The organism is Nocardia lasii, assembly GCF_042658545.1.
Lineage (GTDB): Bacteria > Actinomycetota > Actinomycetes > Mycobacteriales > Mycobacteriaceae > Nocardia > Nocardia lasii.
The window spans coordinates 121,656-137,445 of sequence record NZ_JBHSQN010000007.1 but is presented as its reverse complement, the minus strand read 5'-3'; the positions used below and the strand labels follow the sequence as shown (position 1 = coordinate 137,445).

The following is a 15,790-nucleotide window of genomic DNA, read 5'->3' as shown; positions in this document are numbered from 1 at the left end:
GGGCGGCCGGTTCCGTCAGCGCGCCCACGAGCGTAGCGAGAACACGGGCAACTCCCCGACAACAGCAACCGCACCACCCGAGAACCCCCGGCCGCGTCCCCACGTCTCCACGCACCTAAATCTGGCCAAAGAACGCGGAGAGGCGGAACAGCTCGAGCGAGAACATGGGTAACTCCCCCAACAACAGCAACCGCACCACCCGACAACCCCCAGCCGCGTCCTCACATCTCCACGCACCTAAATCTGGCCAAAATACGCGGAGAGGCGGAACAGCTCGAGCGAGAACATGGGTAACTCCCCCAACAACAGCAAACCCACCCCACCACCACACCCCCGGCCGCGTACCCACCCCTCCACGCACCCAGGTCTGGCCAAAATACGCGGAGAGGCGGCCCAGCGCGGAGACGGAGGGATTTGAACCCCCGGTGGTTTTACCCACGCTCGCTTTCAAGGCGAGTGCATTCGGCCGCTCTGCCACGTCTCCCTGCCCAGGATCGTAGCTCATCGACCCTCGCGCGTTCTCGCAGATATCGCGGCGGTCGGCGCGGGTTCTCGCGCCCGGGGCGTCGGCGGGTGAGGATTGGTCTCATGGATGCGATCGCGTTGAACGGGTTCGGTGGGCCCGAGGTGATGGAGTGGACGGTGGCCGTGGATCCGGAGGTGGGGCCCGGTGAGGTGTTGGTGGAAGTTGTTGCGGCGGGGGTGAATCGGGCTGATGTGTTACAGCGGCTCGGGTTCTATCCGCCGCCCGCCGACGCCAGTACCGTGCTCGGGTTGGAGTGTTCGGGGACGATCGTGAAGGTGGGGGCGGGGGTGACCGTCTGGCGGGTCGGGGATCGGGTGTGCGCGCTGTTGTCGGGCGGTGGATACGCGCAGTATGTGGCGGTGCCCGCTACCCAGCTGCTGCCGGTGCCCGAGGGGATGGATCTGGTCGCGGCGGCGGGGTTGCCGGAGGTGGCGGCGACGGTGTGGTCGAACCTCGTCATGACGGCGGGGCTGCGGGCGGGGCAGTTGGTGTTGATCCACGGTGGCGGCGGCGGGATCGGGACGCACGCGATTCAGGTGGCGCGGCGGTTGGGGGCGCGGGTGGCGGTGACGGCGGGGTCGGACGCGAAGTTGGCGCGGTGCGCGGAACTGGGTGCGCAGATCCTGATCAACTACCGGACCGAGGATTTCGTCACGGTGCTCGCCGACCAGGGCGGGGCCGACGTGATTCTCGACAATATGGGCGCGGAGTATCTGGAACGCAATGTGGAGGCGCTGGCGTCGTACGGGCGGCTGGTGGTGATCGGCATGCAGGGCGGAGTCACCGGGACGTTGAACATCGGTGCGCTGCTGCGCAAGTGGGGCACGGTCCAGGCGACCAATGTGCGGAGTCGACCTCGGGTGGGGGCGGGCAGCAAAGCCGAGATCATCTCGGCGGTGCGCGCGCAGCTGTGGCCGCTGGTGGAGGCGGGGGAGGTCGTGCCGGTGATCTCGGCCGAACTTCCGGTCACCGAGGCGGCGCGAGCGCACGAGCTGCTCGATTCGTCCGAGACGTTCGGCAAGGTGGTCCTCCGCGTCGGCGGCTGAGGGCCGAGGAGAAACGGCGAGCTCACTCCAACGAGCTGAGCGCCCTGCCGAGCTGGTCGATCTCGTAGCGGGTCGTGTACGGCGCCAACCCGATCGTGACCGCCCCACCCTCGTCGTTCACGCCGAGCGCGTCGAGTAGCCGGCTCCCGCCGTGCACCCCGCTGACCGTGCCGATCCTGGCATCGGCCAACTTGGCGGCCACCTTCTCCGCCTGCATCCCGGCCATCGTGAAACTCACGGTCGGGATGCGGGTGGAGGCGCGGCCGATCACGGTGAGGTTGTCGACCTTCTCGAGCACCTGCATGAGGTGGTCGAAGAGCTGGTCGTGGTAGTCCTGCAGCGAGGTGATCGACATCTCGAGCCGTTCACGGCGGGTGCCGGTGGCGCGCTCGTCGAGCCCGGCGAGGAATTCGATCGACTCGGTGAGCCCGGCCAGCAGCGCGTACTGGTGCCCGCCGACCTCGAGGCGTTCAGCACCCTTGGCATAGGGGTTGAGCGACATCGACGGAATGCGGTCCAGGAACGCGGGATCGCGGAAGACCAGCGCGCCCACCTGCGGCCCGCCCCACGACGGCGCGCTCAACGCGACCACGTCGGCGTTGAGTTCGTCGATGTCGATCAGCGCGTACGGTGCCGCGCCGAACGCGTCGGCGACCAGCAGCCCGCCCACGTCGTGCACGCGATCAGCCGCCACCCGCACCCCCGGCGCCGACCCGACGATCGGCGACGCGGCGGTGAGCGCGACCAGGCGCGCGGTCGGCCCGATCAGCTCCTCGAACTGCCACGACGGCATCTCGCAGGTCTCGATCTCCACCTCGGCCCAGCGCACATGCGCGCCGTACCGGTTGGCGATGCGCAGCCACGGGGCGACATTGGCCTCGTCGTCCAGGCGCGAGAGCACGATGCCGGTGCCGAGGCCGAGGCGCGAGCTCAACGATTCGGCCAACCAGGCCAGCAGGACCGCACGATCGGGGCCCAGAACGACGCCGGCCGGATCTCCGCCGACCAGATCGGCGACCGCCTCCCTGGCGGCCTCGAGGATCGCGCCGCTCCGCGATGCCGCACCGTGGCGGCCGATATGGGAGAACGAGGAAGTGCGGAAACCCGTTGAGACGGCGCGCGATACCGAATCGGGAACCAACATCCCCGCCTGCGGGTCCAGGTGGATCCAGCCGTCGCCCAGGGACGGTATCAGGCCCCGAACCCTCGCGACGTCATAAGTCATGGTGGCCACTTTAAGGGCAGCGGGCCTGTCGGGGTAACCGCGTGGGGGTTTTAGCGCGAACCCGACACACACGCAATGATGGGGGGATGACGCACTCGGAGGATGTCCCCGAATCCATCGTCGTGATCGGTCCCGACGGCCGTCCACTGACCGTGCCCGCCGACGCCGACGCCGCGTCCGCGTTCACCGCGCAGGTCGTGCCCGACGACGAGCAGGCCGCGAGCGGGTCGGGCGAATCGTTGACCGACATGGTCGAGCAGCCCGCCAAGGTGATGCGCATCGGCACCATGATCAAACAGCTCCTCGAGGAGGTCCGCGCGGCTCCGCTCGACGACGCCAGCCGCTCGCGCCTCAAGGAGATCCACAAGTCCTCGGTCCGCGAACTCGAGCAGGGCCTTGCCCCCGAGCTCCGCGAGGAACTCGAGCGCCTCACCCTGCCCTTCACCGACGACTCCGTGCCCTCCGACGCCGAACTGCGCATCGCCCAGGCCCAGTTGGTCGGCTGGCTCGAGGGCCTGTTCCACGGCATCCAGACCGCGCTGTTCGCCCAGCAGATGGCCGCGCGGGCTCAGCTCGAGCAGATGCGTCAAGGGGCGCTGCCGCCGGGGATGCACGCGGCCGACGCGAAGTCGGGCGGCCATGTGGGCGGCGGCCAGTACCTCTGACGGGCCCTTCCCGGTGGCATAATCGTGCAGCCGTTCGCGTGATCGTCCACTTTTCGGCCTGTGCGGGCTGGAAATGCACGATTATGCCAATGTCAGCGGCCTTGAACACCCTGGCGCCCGCCGGACGACAACCCTGTAAGGTCGGGGACCGTGCCCAGCGCTGCCGCCCGTCCCGACTCTGATCTGAGTGACGCGCGTACTGAAGAGAGCCCCGTGCAATCCGAAGACACCCCCACCGATACCGAGTTGGCCGAGGCCGCCACCGCCGAGCACACCGCCGACGCGCCCCTGCTGGTGCGCACGCCGATGGTGTCGGACTCGCAGACCTTCGGTCGGGCGTTCAAGGACATGCGCGACGGGTTCCATCAGCGCGAGCTGTGGTTGTCGCTGGGTTGGCAGGACATCAAGCAGCGGTATCGCCGGTCGGTGTTGGGTCCGTTCTGGATCACCATCGCGACCGGTTTGCAGGCGCTGGCGATGGGCCTGCTGTATTCGACCCTGTTGGACCAGCCGATCAGCGAGTACCTGCCGTATGTGACGGTCGGTTTGATCGTGTGGAACGTGATCAGCGCGTCGATCCTCGAGGGCTCGGACGTGTTCATCGCCAACGAGGGGCTGATCAAACAGTTGCCCTCGGCGTTGAGCGTGCACGTGTATCGCCTGGTCTGGCGGCAGTTCCTGTTCTTCATCCACAACGCGGCGATCTATGTGGTGCTGCTGCTCGCGTTCTCGATCTGGCGTGATCTCGACCCCTCGTTCCTGCTCGTGATTCCGGCGATCCTGCTGCTGTTCCTCAACGCCATGTGGGTGACGATCGTGTTCGGCATCTTCTCCACCCGCTACCGCGACATCGCCCCGATCCTGGGCTCGATGACGCTGATGCTGTTCGTGCTGACCCCGGTGATGTGGTCGACGAAGGCGCTGGAGAACTCGGTCGGCGGGATGAGCGATCGGGCCAAGCTGATCGAGATCGTGCCGACCTTCCACTACCTCGAGATCGTGCGCGCGCCGCTGCTGGGTGAGCCGTCGGAATGGCACCACTGGGCCATCGTCGGCGCCATCACGGTGATCGGCTGGGTCGTCGCGATCCTGGCGCTCAAGCAGTACCGTGCCCGCGTCCCGTACTGGGTTTAGGAGCAGTTCTCGATGAGCCGTGTGAGTATCGAAACCCAGGAGGCGTGGGTCGAGTTCCCGATCTTCGACGCCAAGTCACGCTCGCTGAAGAAGGCGTTCCTCGGCAAGGCGGGCGGCGCGATCGGGCGCAACAGCTCCGATGTGGTGGTGGTCGAGGCCCTGCGCGACATCAACCTGTCGCTCAAGGAAGGCGACCGGGTCGGCCTGGTCGGCCACAACGGCGCCGGCAAGTCGACGCTGCTTCGCCTGCTCTCCGGCATCTACGAACCCTCGCGCGGCAGTGCGCGCATCCGCGGCCGGGTCGCGCCCGTGTTCGACCTCGGCGTCGGCATGGACCCGGAGATCTCCGGCTACGAGAACATCATCATCCGCGGCCTGTTCCTCGGCCAGACCCGCAAGCAGATGCTGGCCAAGATCGACGAGATCGCCGACTTCACCGAACTCGGCGAGTACCTGTCGATGCCGCTGCGCACCTACTCCACCGGCATGCGGGTGCGCCTGGCGATGGGCGTGGTCACCTCGATCGACCCCGAGATCCTGCTGCTGGACGAGGGCATCGGCGCGGTCGACGCGGAGTTCATGAAGAAGGCCCGCACGCGCCTGCAATCGCTGGTCGCGCGCTCGGGCATCCTGGTGTTCGCCAGCCATTCCAACGAGTTCCTCGCCCAACTCTGCGATACCGCCATGTGGATCGACCACGGTCAGATCCGCGAACAGGGCGGAATCGAGGATGTTGTGCGAGCGTATGAAGGGCCCGAAGCGGGTAATCACGTGGCACAGGTGCTGCGCGAGCTGGAAACCGAGGGCGCGGGCTCGACGGGTGAGAAAGAACTGGAGCAGAACCAGGCATGAGCGGTCGACGGGATGGGGTTGCTCCGGCTGTGGTGCCTGGTGGGTTCAGCATGATCGATCGGCTCGAGGCCGGGCCGACGATGGTGGAGCCCGCCGCTGTGTTGCCGGAAGGTAGTGCGGGAGAAGACAACATCGAGGACGTTCCCACCGTCGTCGTGCTCGATGACGACGCCGAACTACCCCCCGGTGCCGAACCCGCCGACCTCTCCACCGAGACCGGCCCGAACGCGCGGATCATCGCGGTCGTGGTCACCCACAAGCGCCGCGAGTTGCTCGCCGAGTCGCTGAAAGTGCTTGCCTCCCAGTCGCGGCCGGTCGATCACCTGATCGTGGTCGACAACGCCAACGAGGACGCGGTGGCCGAACTGGTCGCTCAGCAGCCGATCGAGGCCACCTACCTCGGGTCGCGCCACAATCTCGGCGGTGCGGGCGGTTTCGCGCTCGGCATGCTGCACGCGCTCACCCAGGGCGCGGACTGGGTGTGGCTGGCCGATGACGACGGCCGCCCCGACGGGCCCGAAGTGCTGGCGACACTGATCGATTGCGCGCGCAGGCACAACCTGGTGGAAGTGTCGCCGGTGGTCTGCGATATCGACGAACCCGACCGGCTGGCGTTCCCGCTGCGCCGCGGGGTGGTGTGGCGGCGGTTGCGTTCCGAGCTCGGTGACGAGGACTTCCTGCCGGGGATCGCGTCGCTGTTCAACGGCGCGCTGATCTCGGCCAAGGCCGTGGATCTGATCGGCGTGCCCGACCTGCGCCTGTTCGTGCGCGGCGACGAGGTGGAGGTGCATCGGCGCCTGGTCCGCTCCGGGCTGCCTTTCGGCACCTGCCTGCAGACCGCCTACCTGCACCCCAACGGCGCCGAGGAGTTCAAGCCGATCCTGGGCGGGCGCATGCACACCCAGTACCCCGACGATCCGGTGAAGCGCTACTTCACCTATCGCAATCGCGGGTACCTGATGTCGCAGCCGGGCATGCGGAAACTGTTGCCGCAGGAGTGGATTCGTTTCTCCTGGTTCTTCCTGGTCACCCGCCGTGATCCGGCCGGTCTCAAGGAGTGGTTCCGGCTCCGATCCCTGGGCCGAAACGAACATTTCGGCAAGCCGGACTAGTCGGCCGAGCCAGGCCGTCGCGGGCGTGCCCCCGAAAATCGGGGGTATTTCCCTCTGGCACTATCCGGTCGCCGCGTCCTACGATGCAAACCGTGACCTTTGCAAAGAGTTTCGCCTCCGCCGCGGCCACCGTGCTCGCCGGCGCCGCACTCTGTTTCGTCGCGCCCGGCACCGCTCAGGCCGCCGATCCCTGCCAGCTCGGCTGGTCGAATGTCGGCCCACGAACCTGCGAGATGAACCAGCTGCGGACCGCGCCGGTGCTGACACTGGGCGACGGCATCTGCGTCGGCGTCCTGAATGTCGAGGGCACCGCCTTCGACGGCCCGCTCGCCGAATACACCCCCGCCCCCGGCGCCACGCACGCGATCTCGCTGCGCGTCTCCCAGGGCTTCTCCCCGCTGGGCAACTGGGCGCCGACCCTGCTGGCGTGCGATGTGAACCTGATCCTCGACTGGCACAACCTCGACACCGGCGCCACCGGCTCGGTGACCCGCTTCATCCCGGCGAACAACACCAGCACCTACCCGGTCCAGGACGTGGTCGCCTACACCGGCCCCGGCCGGGTCCAGCTCACCGCCCGCACCGACAAGCCCAACCTGCCCCAGACGACCGAGGTCTTCGTCCCGTAAATAGGTTGCGGCGCCTCAGCGGGTTGGGGCACAGTAGGGAAAACCGAGCGTTGGAGAGGAGGTGGATGTCCGTGAGCACGACCGTGTGGTTTGTCGCGCCCGGACGGAGCGATCGTTCGCCCGTCCCGGCCCTTCCGGACATCACCTCTTCTCGCTGAACCCTCCCGTGTGGGTTCGGCGCAACCCCACGAAGGATTCCCTCAAATGGTCGACCACGACCTGCTCGTCCCTTACGGCTGGACCGAAGCCGTAGCTCTCGAATACCTGCCGCTGCTCGGCGATCTCGTCCCGGCCCGCATCGTGCGGATGGACCGCAGTGAATGCGATGTCGTGACGCCGCGCGGACCCGCCAGGGCGGCCTGCCCGCGCGACATCACCGGTCTGTGTACCGGCGACTGGGTCGGCCTCGACGCCGAGGGCACGGTGCGCCAACTACTTCCGCGCCGTTCGGCGATCATGCGATCGTCGGCCTCGGGGCGGTCGGTGGCGCAGGTGCTGGCCACCAATGTCGACACCGTGCTGATCTGCACCGCCGCCGACGGCGATGTGGATCTGGGGCGGATCGAACGCATGCTCGCGCTGGCCTGGGAGAGCAATGCCCAGCCGGTGGTCGTGCTCACCAAAGCCGATGCGGCCGAACACCTTCCGCTCGATGAAGTGCGCGCGGTCGCACCGGGCGCCACGGTGCTCGCGGTGAGCGCCGCCGCCGAGACCGGACTCGATGTGCTCACCGCGGTACTCAGCGGAACGGTCGCCCTGATCGGACCGTCCGGCGCGGGCAAGTCCACCCTCGCCAACGCGCTACTCGGCGCGGAAGTGTTCGCCACCAACGCCGTTCGCGCGGTGGACGGCAAGGGCCGCCACACCACCGTGCACCGCGAACTGCGCCCCCTACCCGGCGGCGGCACCCTCATCGACACCCCCGGCCTGCGCGGCATCGGCCTCTACGACGCCGCCGACGGCATCGGCAAGACCTTCAGCGACATCGAATCCCTCGCCGCCGATTGCCGTTTCGCCGATTGCGCCCACGAGTCCGAACCCGGCTGCGCGGTCCAGGCCGGTCTCGCCGACGGCACCATCACCGAACGCCGCCTGACCAACTACCGCAAACTGGCCAGGGAGAACGAGTGGATGGCGGCCCGCACCGACAAGCGCCTGGCCGCCGAACGCGAACGGGCCTGGCGCGACATCCACAAGCAACAGCGCAGGCAGTACCGCGAACGGGGCCGCCGCTGAGCCGGACCCGTTCGCGCAGGCTCGGGAGTGGCATATTCGTGCAGCGAGACCACGAACAGCCGGTTTTCTGACCGTTCGGGCACGAGATTGCACGTTTATGCCACTCGTCTGACGCCAGGGCGCACACGAACCTAGCTGGGGTCGATGCCGTAGAGGCGGGCCCAGTTCTCGCGGCTGGTGAGTTCCGGGACCGCGGCGCGGTATTCGGCCTGCAGGGCGGGCAGTTCCTTGCGGAGTTTGCGCAGCGTGCGGTAGGTGCGCAGGAGCAGGGCGCGGGCGCGGGCCTTGTCGCGGCGGCGGACGCGCACGCCCGACTGGGAGGCGTCGGTGACGACCACCTGGTCGAACAGGCCGATGTGCCACCAGTGCGCGTCCTCGCGGGTGACGCCGATCAGGCCGGGCTGGGTGCGGCCGGTCCACTGGGTGATCGCGCGCTTGATCAGCACCAGCGTGATGCGGCTGGGCTCGCCACCGGCGCGGCGCACCGAGATGTCGGCGGAGTTCACCGGCGGCTCGGACGCGGGATGCTTGATGGTCTCGGGGTAGTCGTTGCGCGACGAGCGGGCGGCGGCGAGGGCGTCGATGCCGCCGTCGCGCAACGTCTTCGGGCCCTTCATGAAGTCCTCGATGCCCTGCAGCGTGGTGTGCACGAGGCCGTACTGCATGCCGACGAGATGTTCGGCGATGTAGCGGAAGAAGTCGCGGGTGATCGCCTTGCCGTCGAGATCGGTGTGCAGGGCGCCGACGATGAGCGAGTTACGGGTGGAGAAGTAGCGCGCCCAGTCGTCGTAGTCCTTCCAGTAGAAGTCGGCGTGCCACACCGCGGCGTTGGGCAGCGTGACGGTGACGAAACTGTGCTCGCGCGCCCGGATGCCGTATTCCACGTCGTCCCACTGGAAGAAGATCGGCACCGGCAGCCCGATCTTCTTCACGACCTCGGCCGGGATCAGGCAGGTCCACCAGGCGTTGTAGCCGGCGTCGACGCGGCGCTCCTGGTTCTTCTTGAGCATGGAGGTGTTGCGCAGCGCCTTGGGCACCTTCTGGCCGTGCTTGAGCTCGCCCAGGTGCACCTCCTCCGCGCCGACATTGAGGTAGTCGGGGTTGAGCAGGAACAGCATCTGCGCGCCGACCAGGGTCGGTTCCACGGTCAGGTTCGCGAACGCCTGCAGGCGCAGCACGGTCTCGGGCTCGCACAGGATGTCGTCGTCCATCAGGATGACGTCGGCGTGCTCGTTGGCCTCCGACACCTCGTAGAGGCCGCGGGTGAAACCGCCCGCACCGCCGAGGTTGGGCTGGCGGATGTAGCGCAGCTTGTCGCCGAACTCGGGGCGCACCTGCTGGAACAGCGGGCGATCCTCGACCAGGTCGGTGCCCTGGTCGACCACGTACACCGCGTCGATGGCGGCCAGCACGGTCGCGTCGGAGGCCAGCGCGGCGACGGTGTGCGCGCAGTCCTCGGCCCGGTTGAAGGTGCAGATCGCGATGGCGACCGGGCGCACCTTCTCGGGGGCCTGCGCGGTCCAGGCCAGCTCGGTGATGTCGAGCTCGCCACCGACGGCGTCGAATTCGAGCCACAGCGCGCCGCCGTCGACGTACTGGTCCAGCGGGGCCGACAGCGAGACGAACCCGCTGCTGGTCGCCACCAGCGAGGCGATGATGCGGCGGTGTCCGGCGATATCGGAGGCGACCAGGCGCACGTTGGCCTTGTTGCCGACGACCAGCGACGCGCCGACGGTCACCTCGGTGACGGTGGTCCAGCGCTGCCAGTAGCTGGCGGCGAACCGACCGAAGTAGGTGTTGGTGTGCGCGGTCGCGCCCTTGGGCAGGTGCAGCGAATGCCGCTCGCGTACCGCCGCGCCGCCCTTGACGACGGCGTAGAGCTCATCGCTCACCCGAGCCGACGGCCCGGTGAAGATGCCCCTGGCCAGGACGAGCCGATCCGGCGCGCTGCGTTCACCCCGCAGCGACGCGGGCGCGGCCTCGCGCCGATCGTTCGACTCGGTCACGGCTTGGGTAGCCGACTGCTCCATGAAGTCCTCGAAATTCTCGGTATCGACTGCGCCGACGCAGGGGAGTAACACAAAGTTCGGTCACGACGGGCGGGGCGAGGATATCAATCACACAGCCCCCTCGCGCCGTCAGTGAGGCGTCACCGCACCCCGCGCGTGTTGCCCGTCGCTTGCCGACGGACCCGTGAACACGAATTTCCCGTAGGCCCAATACCGGAACACGACGGCCATCGTCTGGCCGATCACGGTGGCGGAGATGTTGTCGGCCAGCGGCGACGACAGATCCAGCACGTAGCGGGAAAAGCCGAGGCAGCCGAGTTGCAGGAGGATCGCCACGACATTGACGATCGCGTAGAGAATGTATTCCCTGGCGGGACTGTCGGACTTGCGATGGGAGTAGGTCCACCACTTGTTCCCGAAGTAGGTGACCACCGTTGCCACCACGATCGCGATGATCTTGGCGACCAGCGGGAAGTGATAGAGCACACCTTCGGAGAAGGAGAATCCGCCGCCCCAGAACACCAGCAGGTTGTAGGTGCCCGCGTCGACCAGGAACCCGATCGCGCCGACGACGAGAAAAGCCGCCCCCTGCCGCAACCCCGCGATCACCCGCGCCATCAACGACGCGCGGGCGGACTCGGACAGATCGGGCTCGGACACGGGCCGACCGTACACCGAACGCCCGACCCCGCCCGCGATAAGCTCGCGGAACCGGATGAGCGGATCAGCAGCGCGCTGTGTAGCCTCCCGGTGTCCCACTTGCTGCCTAACACCGAGGATTGACCCGGGTGGACTCCACCGAGCTTCGCATTGCCGCCGTGGTCCCCTGCCACAACGAAGAGGCCGCCGTCGCCAAGGTCGTCGCCGACCTCCAGGCCGCTGTGCCGGGGATCGTCGTCTACGTCTACGACAACCTGAGCACCGACCGCACCGCCGAACGCGCCCGCGAGGCCGGGGCGATCGTGCGCTACGAGAACACCAAGGGCAAGGGCAATGTCGTGCGCCGCGCCTTCGCCGATATCGACGCCGACGTGTACCTGATGATCGACGGCGACGACACCTACGAGGCCTCGGCCGCGCCGCTGATGATCAAGACGCTGCTCGAGGGCCCCTACGACCACATCCTCGGCGTGCGCAAGCAGGACGACTCCGATTCCAGCGCCTACCGCAGCGGTCACGAGACCGGCAACAAGGTGCTCAACGGCGTGGTCGGCAAGGTGTTCGGCGAGAACGTCGAGGACATGCTGAGCGGGTTCCGGGTGTTCTCGCGCCGGTTCGTCAAGAGCTTCCCCGCGGTCTCGCGCGAATTCGAGATCGAGACCGAGCTGACCGTGCACTCGCTGCACCTGCGGGTGCCGCAGACCGCGGTGCCGGTCGGGTTCCGTGATCGTCCGGCGGGCAGCGAGTCCAAGCTGCGCACCTACCGCGACGGCACCAAGATCCTCGCGCTGATCCTCGGCCTGGCCCGACACGAACGCCCGGTCGCGTTCTACGGCCTGTTCGGCACGCTGTTCTGGCTGATCTCGATCGTGCTCACCGTCCCGATCGTGATCGACTTCTACAACACCGGCGAAGTGGCCCGGTTCCCCACGCTGTTCCTGGCGTTCACGCTGCTGCTGCTCGGCAGCCTGGCCTGGACCGCCGGACTGATCCTCGACGGTATCCGCCGCTCCCGGCACGAGACCGCGCGGCTGGTCTACCTGCGGTATTCGGCTGTCGGGGTGAGCGAGGACACCGCGGCCGAGGAGCGACGGTGACCACCACGTCGGAGCCCGAGCAGACCGTCGAACTCAGCAAGACACCGGCGCGAAAGGCGCCGCTGCGCGCGGTGACCCAGCGCTTCGGCGCCGCCACGGTCGCCTTCGCGGTGATCGCCACCGTGTTCGGCGCGCTGTTCGCCGTGCTCACCCCCGCCTTCTGGGGCCATGACGAGATCACCCAGTTCGGGCGGGCCTACCAGGTCGCGCACGGCGGGGTGTTCCCGCAGCGCATCGTCGACGATCGCGGCGTCGCCTACGGCGGGCAGATCCCGGTCAGCGTCGACGAGCTGATGGGCTACGCGTTCACCGACTACAACGACAACCCCGACGAGCCCGGCGCGATGGTGGCCGACCCCGGCGGCTACGACCGGCTGTCCTCGGCCGAGATCTCCTCGACCACCCGGCAGATGTGGTTCACCAACACCGCCGCGTACTCGCCGGTGCCGTATGTGCCCGCCGCCGTCGGCATTCGGCTCGGCGAGGCGCTCGGCCTGAACGTGGGCGGCATGTACCTGCTCACCCGTCTGGCCGGGTTGGTCGCCTACCTGACCGTTGTCGGGTTCGGGCTCTACGCGCTGCGCGAGCGTCGGTCGCAGTGGTTGGTCTTCACCGTCGCGGTGCTGCCGATCGCGCTGTTCCAGGCGGGCACCGTCACCGCCGACACCCTCACCAACGCCCTGGCCATCATGGTCTCGGCGCTGCTGCTCAAGGCGCTGTTCGTCGGCGACCGGCTGCGTCCGGTGGAAACCGGCGCGTTGCTGGCCGCGACCATCGCGCTGCCGCTGAGCAAGCCGACCTATGTGCTGTTGGCGATGCTGGTCGTGGTGGTGCCCGCGCATCGCCTCGGCTTCACCGGCAAGCGCAAGATCATCCCGTGGATCTTCGCCGTCACCGGCGGCGTGCTGTTTTTGGCCTGGACCAAGATCGCGGCGCCGACCGGCGAGGGCATGGGTCTGATGCGGCCGCCGCACCAGTGGGGTCAGGTGCGTCCCGGGGATCAGCTCAAGGGAATCCTGTCGCACCCACTGGATTTCGTGCACACCTTCGGCGAGAGCATCGCGCTGCGCGATCACCGCTGGTTCAACCAGTTCTTCGGCGAGCTCGGCTTCGCGTATGTGGACGTGCCCGCGCTGTCGATGCTGGCGTGTTTGCTGGCGTTGGCGGTGAGTTTCGGTATTTCCGACCGAATGAGTACCGCTACAGCGACGGTGCGCCGCACCCTGATCGTGGGACTGACGGTGCTCGCCAGCGTGGCGATGATCTACGTGACGCTGTACATGTCTTTCACGCCGGTCGATTTCTACATCATCGACGGTGTGCAGGGCCGGTATTTCGTGCCGCTGGCGATCATGGGATTGGCCGTGCTCGCGCGCTTCGTGCCGGTGCGACTCGCGAATTCCGACGGCGAAATTCCGACCAGGGGCACCGCGATCACCATCGCGAGCGCGTCGACGGTCGCGCTGATCGCTACCGCGGCAACGTATTACACCGTCGTCTGGGGTTAATTCCCCAGACGACGGGGGAATTCACAGCGTCTTTTCGCCCGCGGCCGCGTAGGCGCGTTCGGTATCGGCCTTTTTCGGCCGCCACCAGTCCTCGTTGTCGCGATACCAGGCGACCGTATCGGCAAGGCCCGCACGGAAATCCGCGTAGCGCGGCGACCACCCCAGTTCCGAACGCAGCGCGCTCGCGTCGATGGCGTAGCGCTGATCGTGGCCGGGGCGATCGGTGACGTGGTCGAAATCGGTGGGCTCGCGGTCGAAAGCTCGCAGAATGAGCCCGACGACGGTGAGGTTGTCGAGTTCGCCCTCGGCGCCGATGAGATAGGTCCGGCCGATACGGCCGCGGTCGAGAATGTCCCAGACCGCGCGATTGTGATCCTCGACGTGGATCCAATCGCGCACCTGATGTCCGGCGCCGTAGAGGCGCGGGCGCACGCCGTCGATCAGGTTGGTGATCTGACGCGGAATGAACTTCTCCACGTGCTGATACGGGCCGTAGTTGTTCGAGCAGTTCGACAGCGTGGCGCGGACACCGAAGGACCTGGTCCAGGCGCGAACCAGCATGTCGCTGCCCGCTTTGGTCGCCGAATACGGGCTCGACGGGTTGTAGGCGGTGGATTCGGTGAAGGCGGGCTCGTCGGGGGTGAGGTCGCCGTACACCTCGTCGGTGGAGATGTGGTGGTAGCGCACGTCGTGGCGGCGCACCGCCTGCAACAGCGAGTAGGTGCCGACGATATTGGTCTGCACGAACGGCCACGGTTCTGCCAGCGAGTTGTCGTTGTGGGATTCGGCGGCGAAATGCACGACCGCGTCCACGCCGCTGACCAGATTGTCGACCAGATCGAGATCGGCGATATCGCCGTGCACGAATTCGATCCGGTCCGCGACCGGATCCAGGGACGCGCGGTTGCCCGCGTAGGTGAGCGCGTCCAGGACGGTCACCCCCACATCCGGGCGTGTGGCTACGGTCTGCTGGACGAAATTGGCACCGATGAACCCGGCCCCGCCGGTTACGAGCAATCGCACTCGGTCCACGATACGTGCCGCGCACCGGCTTTCGCGACGAAATCCGAGCCGATCGGCGTTGCCGTCACGTCTCCGCGCCGTGACCGCACAGATATTTGCGACGTGACGTCGGTCACACCACCTACCGGGAGGTTAAGACTCAAAGTTGGCTTTCCTGAGAAAAACCCCGGTCAACGCTCAGGTTTCAAGCGGCGCACAGACATTGGGGTATCAATGGTGAACGGAATTTGAATAGACGGACACAGCAGGTTCACCGCTCGTTAGCTGTGGGGGCTTTTGATCATCGAGTCCCCTCCGAACGCTCCAACTTTGAGGTTCAACGAAATGCTGATGAGGAAATTCGCCGCCACCTCGGCGCTGCTGATCGCTGCCATGGGCGTCGCCGCCGGCACTGTCCACGCCGAGCCCGCCCCCGCGGCTCCGCTGCCGGTCAACCTGTCCTACAAGATCAACGAGGAGGCCGGCACTCTCGAGCTCACCGCCGACTCCGGCTCGATCGTCGCCGAGAACGGCAAGCTGGCGGTCAAGGCGACCGATGGCACCGTGATGGCCGGCATTCCGCTCGCCGTGCAGATCTTCGACCACGAGTTCCCGGTTGTCGCTGAGATCGCCGACCGCACCGTGACCCTGACCCCGGAGCTCGACGAGCAGAAGGCCGTCTACAAGCCGGTCGCGCTGCCCTTCGAGGATCAGGCCGAGTTCAAGAACGAGTACGAGCGCGAGAAGGCCGCCTACGCTCGCATGAAGGACAACATCGGCCTGGCCGCCACCGTGGCCGGCCTGACCACCACCGTCCTCGGCGGCCTCATCGGCTGCATCGGTGGCGCCGCCCTCGGCACCGCGGCTTCGGCTCCGGTTGCCTTCCTGCTCGGCGCCGGCCCGGTTGTCGGCTGCATCGTCGGCGCTGCCGCGGGTGCGTCCTTCCTGGGCGTCGTCGGCACCATCGCGATCACCGTCCCGGTCGCGATCGTCGAGGCCGTCAACTACTTCGGCATCATCAACTCCCCCTTCGTTCCCCCGGCCAAGAAGTAAGGCTCGCGGTAACGAGGTAGCAAAGCGGCCCCCGTC

General features: G+C 67.4%; 14 protein-coding genes and 1 tRNA gene. 10 read left to right on the top strand and 5 right to left on the bottom strand.

Features of this window, described 5'->3' with window-relative positions:
* Positions 1-399: 399 nt before the first annotated feature.
* Positions 400-484: transfer RNA gene (locus ACFP3H_RS12320), tRNA-Ser, on the bottom strand.
* 104 nt (positions 485-588) lie between these two features.
* On the opposite strand from ACFP3H_RS12320, the gene ACFP3H_RS12315 reads away from it, so the two are divergent.
* Positions 589-1,572: an NAD(P)H-quinone oxidoreductase gene (locus tag ACFP3H_RS12315; RefSeq protein ID WP_378604254.1), complete on the top strand. Its 984-nt coding sequence runs from the start codon at positions 589-591 to the stop codon at positions 1,570-1,572.
* Positions 1,573-1,594: 22 nt separating this feature from the next.
* On the opposite strand, the gene ACFP3H_RS12310 is transcribed toward ACFP3H_RS12315, so the two are convergent.
* Complete coding sequence (locus ACFP3H_RS12310; protein WP_378604251.1) at positions 1,595-2,797, bottom strand: cysteine desulfurase-like protein; 1,203 nt, start codon at positions 2,795-2,797, stop codon at positions 1,595-1,597.
* Between the two features lie 86 nt (positions 2,798-2,883).
* Between ACFP3H_RS12310 and ACFP3H_RS12305 the strand changes: the two genes are divergently transcribed.
* The 6 genes from ACFP3H_RS12305 (at position 2,884) to rsgA (ending at position 8,425) form a co-directional block, all read left to right on the top strand.
* Positions 2,884-3,462 (top strand): bacterial proteasome activator family protein, encoded by a 579-nt coding sequence (locus ACFP3H_RS12305; protein ID WP_378604248.1) that lies wholly within the window; start codon positions 2,884-2,886, stop codon positions 3,460-3,462.
* A gap of 306 nt (positions 3,463-3,768) precedes the next feature.
* Positions 3,769-4,596: a galactan export ABC transporter permease subunit Wzm/RfbD gene (wzm, locus tag ACFP3H_RS12300; protein WP_378604440.1), complete on the top strand. Its 828-nt coding sequence runs from the start codon at positions 3,769-3,771 to the stop codon at positions 4,594-4,596.
* Between the two features lie 12 nt (positions 4,597-4,608).
* Positions 4,609-5,448, top strand: a complete 840-nt coding sequence (gene wzt / locus ACFP3H_RS12295; RefSeq protein ID WP_378604245.1) for a galactan export ABC transporter ATP-binding subunit Wzt/RfbE — start codon at positions 4,609-4,611, stop codon at positions 5,446-5,448.
* 50 nt (positions 5,449-5,498) lie between these two features.
* Complete coding sequence (gene glfT1 / locus ACFP3H_RS12290) at positions 5,499-6,560, top strand: galactofuranosyltransferase GlfT1 (protein WP_378604242.1); 1,062 nt, start codon at positions 5,499-5,501, stop codon at positions 6,558-6,560.
* Positions 6,561-6,652: 92 nt separating this feature from the next.
* Positions 6,653-7,189, top strand: a complete 537-nt coding sequence (locus ACFP3H_RS12285) for a hypothetical protein (protein ID WP_378604239.1) — start codon at positions 6,653-6,655, stop codon at positions 7,187-7,189.
* Between the two features lie 204 nt (positions 7,190-7,393).
* On the top strand, positions 7,394-8,425 hold the full coding sequence (rsgA, locus tag ACFP3H_RS12280) for a ribosome small subunit-dependent GTPase A (protein WP_378604236.1): 1,032 nt from the start codon (positions 7,394-7,396) through the stop codon (positions 8,423-8,425).
* Between the two features lie 131 nt (positions 8,426-8,556).
* Here rsgA and ACFP3H_RS12275 read toward each other — a convergent pair whose 3' ends face one another.
* Complete coding sequence (locus tag ACFP3H_RS12275) at positions 8,557-10,455, bottom strand: glycosyltransferase (protein ID WP_378604233.1); 1,899 nt, start codon at positions 10,453-10,455, stop codon at positions 8,557-8,559.
* Positions 10,456-10,563: 108 nt separating this feature from the next.
* On the bottom strand, positions 10,564-11,094 hold the full coding sequence (locus tag ACFP3H_RS12270; RefSeq protein ID WP_378604230.1) for a GtrA family protein: 531 nt from the start codon (positions 11,092-11,094) through the stop codon (positions 10,564-10,566).
* A 128-nt stretch (positions 11,095-11,222) separates the two neighbouring features.
* On the opposite strand from ACFP3H_RS12270, the gene ACFP3H_RS12265 reads away from it, so the two are divergent.
* Together ACFP3H_RS12265 and ACFP3H_RS12260 are read left to right on the top strand one after the other, a co-directional pair.
* Positions 11,223-12,191, top strand: coding sequence for a glycosyltransferase family 2 protein (locus ACFP3H_RS12265; RefSeq protein ID WP_378604227.1), 969 nt, complete (start codon positions 11,223-11,225; stop codon positions 12,189-12,191).
* Positions 12,188-13,699, top strand: coding sequence for a DUF2142 domain-containing protein (locus ACFP3H_RS12260; RefSeq protein ID WP_378604224.1), 1,512 nt, complete (start codon positions 12,188-12,190; stop codon positions 13,697-13,699). The genes ACFP3H_RS12265 and ACFP3H_RS12260 overlap by 4 nt, the downstream gene beginning before the upstream one ends.
* A 21-nt stretch (positions 13,700-13,720) precedes the next feature.
* Here ACFP3H_RS12260 and rfbB read toward each other — a convergent pair whose 3' ends face one another.
* Entirely contained in the window at positions 13,721-14,722 is a 1,002-nt protein-coding gene (gene rfbB / locus ACFP3H_RS12255; protein ID WP_378604221.1) for a dTDP-glucose 4,6-dehydratase, read from the bottom strand.
* A 330-nt stretch (positions 14,723-15,052) separates the two neighbouring features.
* On the opposite strand from rfbB, the gene ACFP3H_RS12250 reads away from it, so the two are divergent.
* Entirely contained in the window at positions 15,053-15,754 is a 702-nt protein-coding gene (locus ACFP3H_RS12250; protein WP_378604218.1) for a DUF8020 domain-containing protein, read from the top strand.
* Positions 15,755-15,790 lie beyond the last annotated feature (36 nt).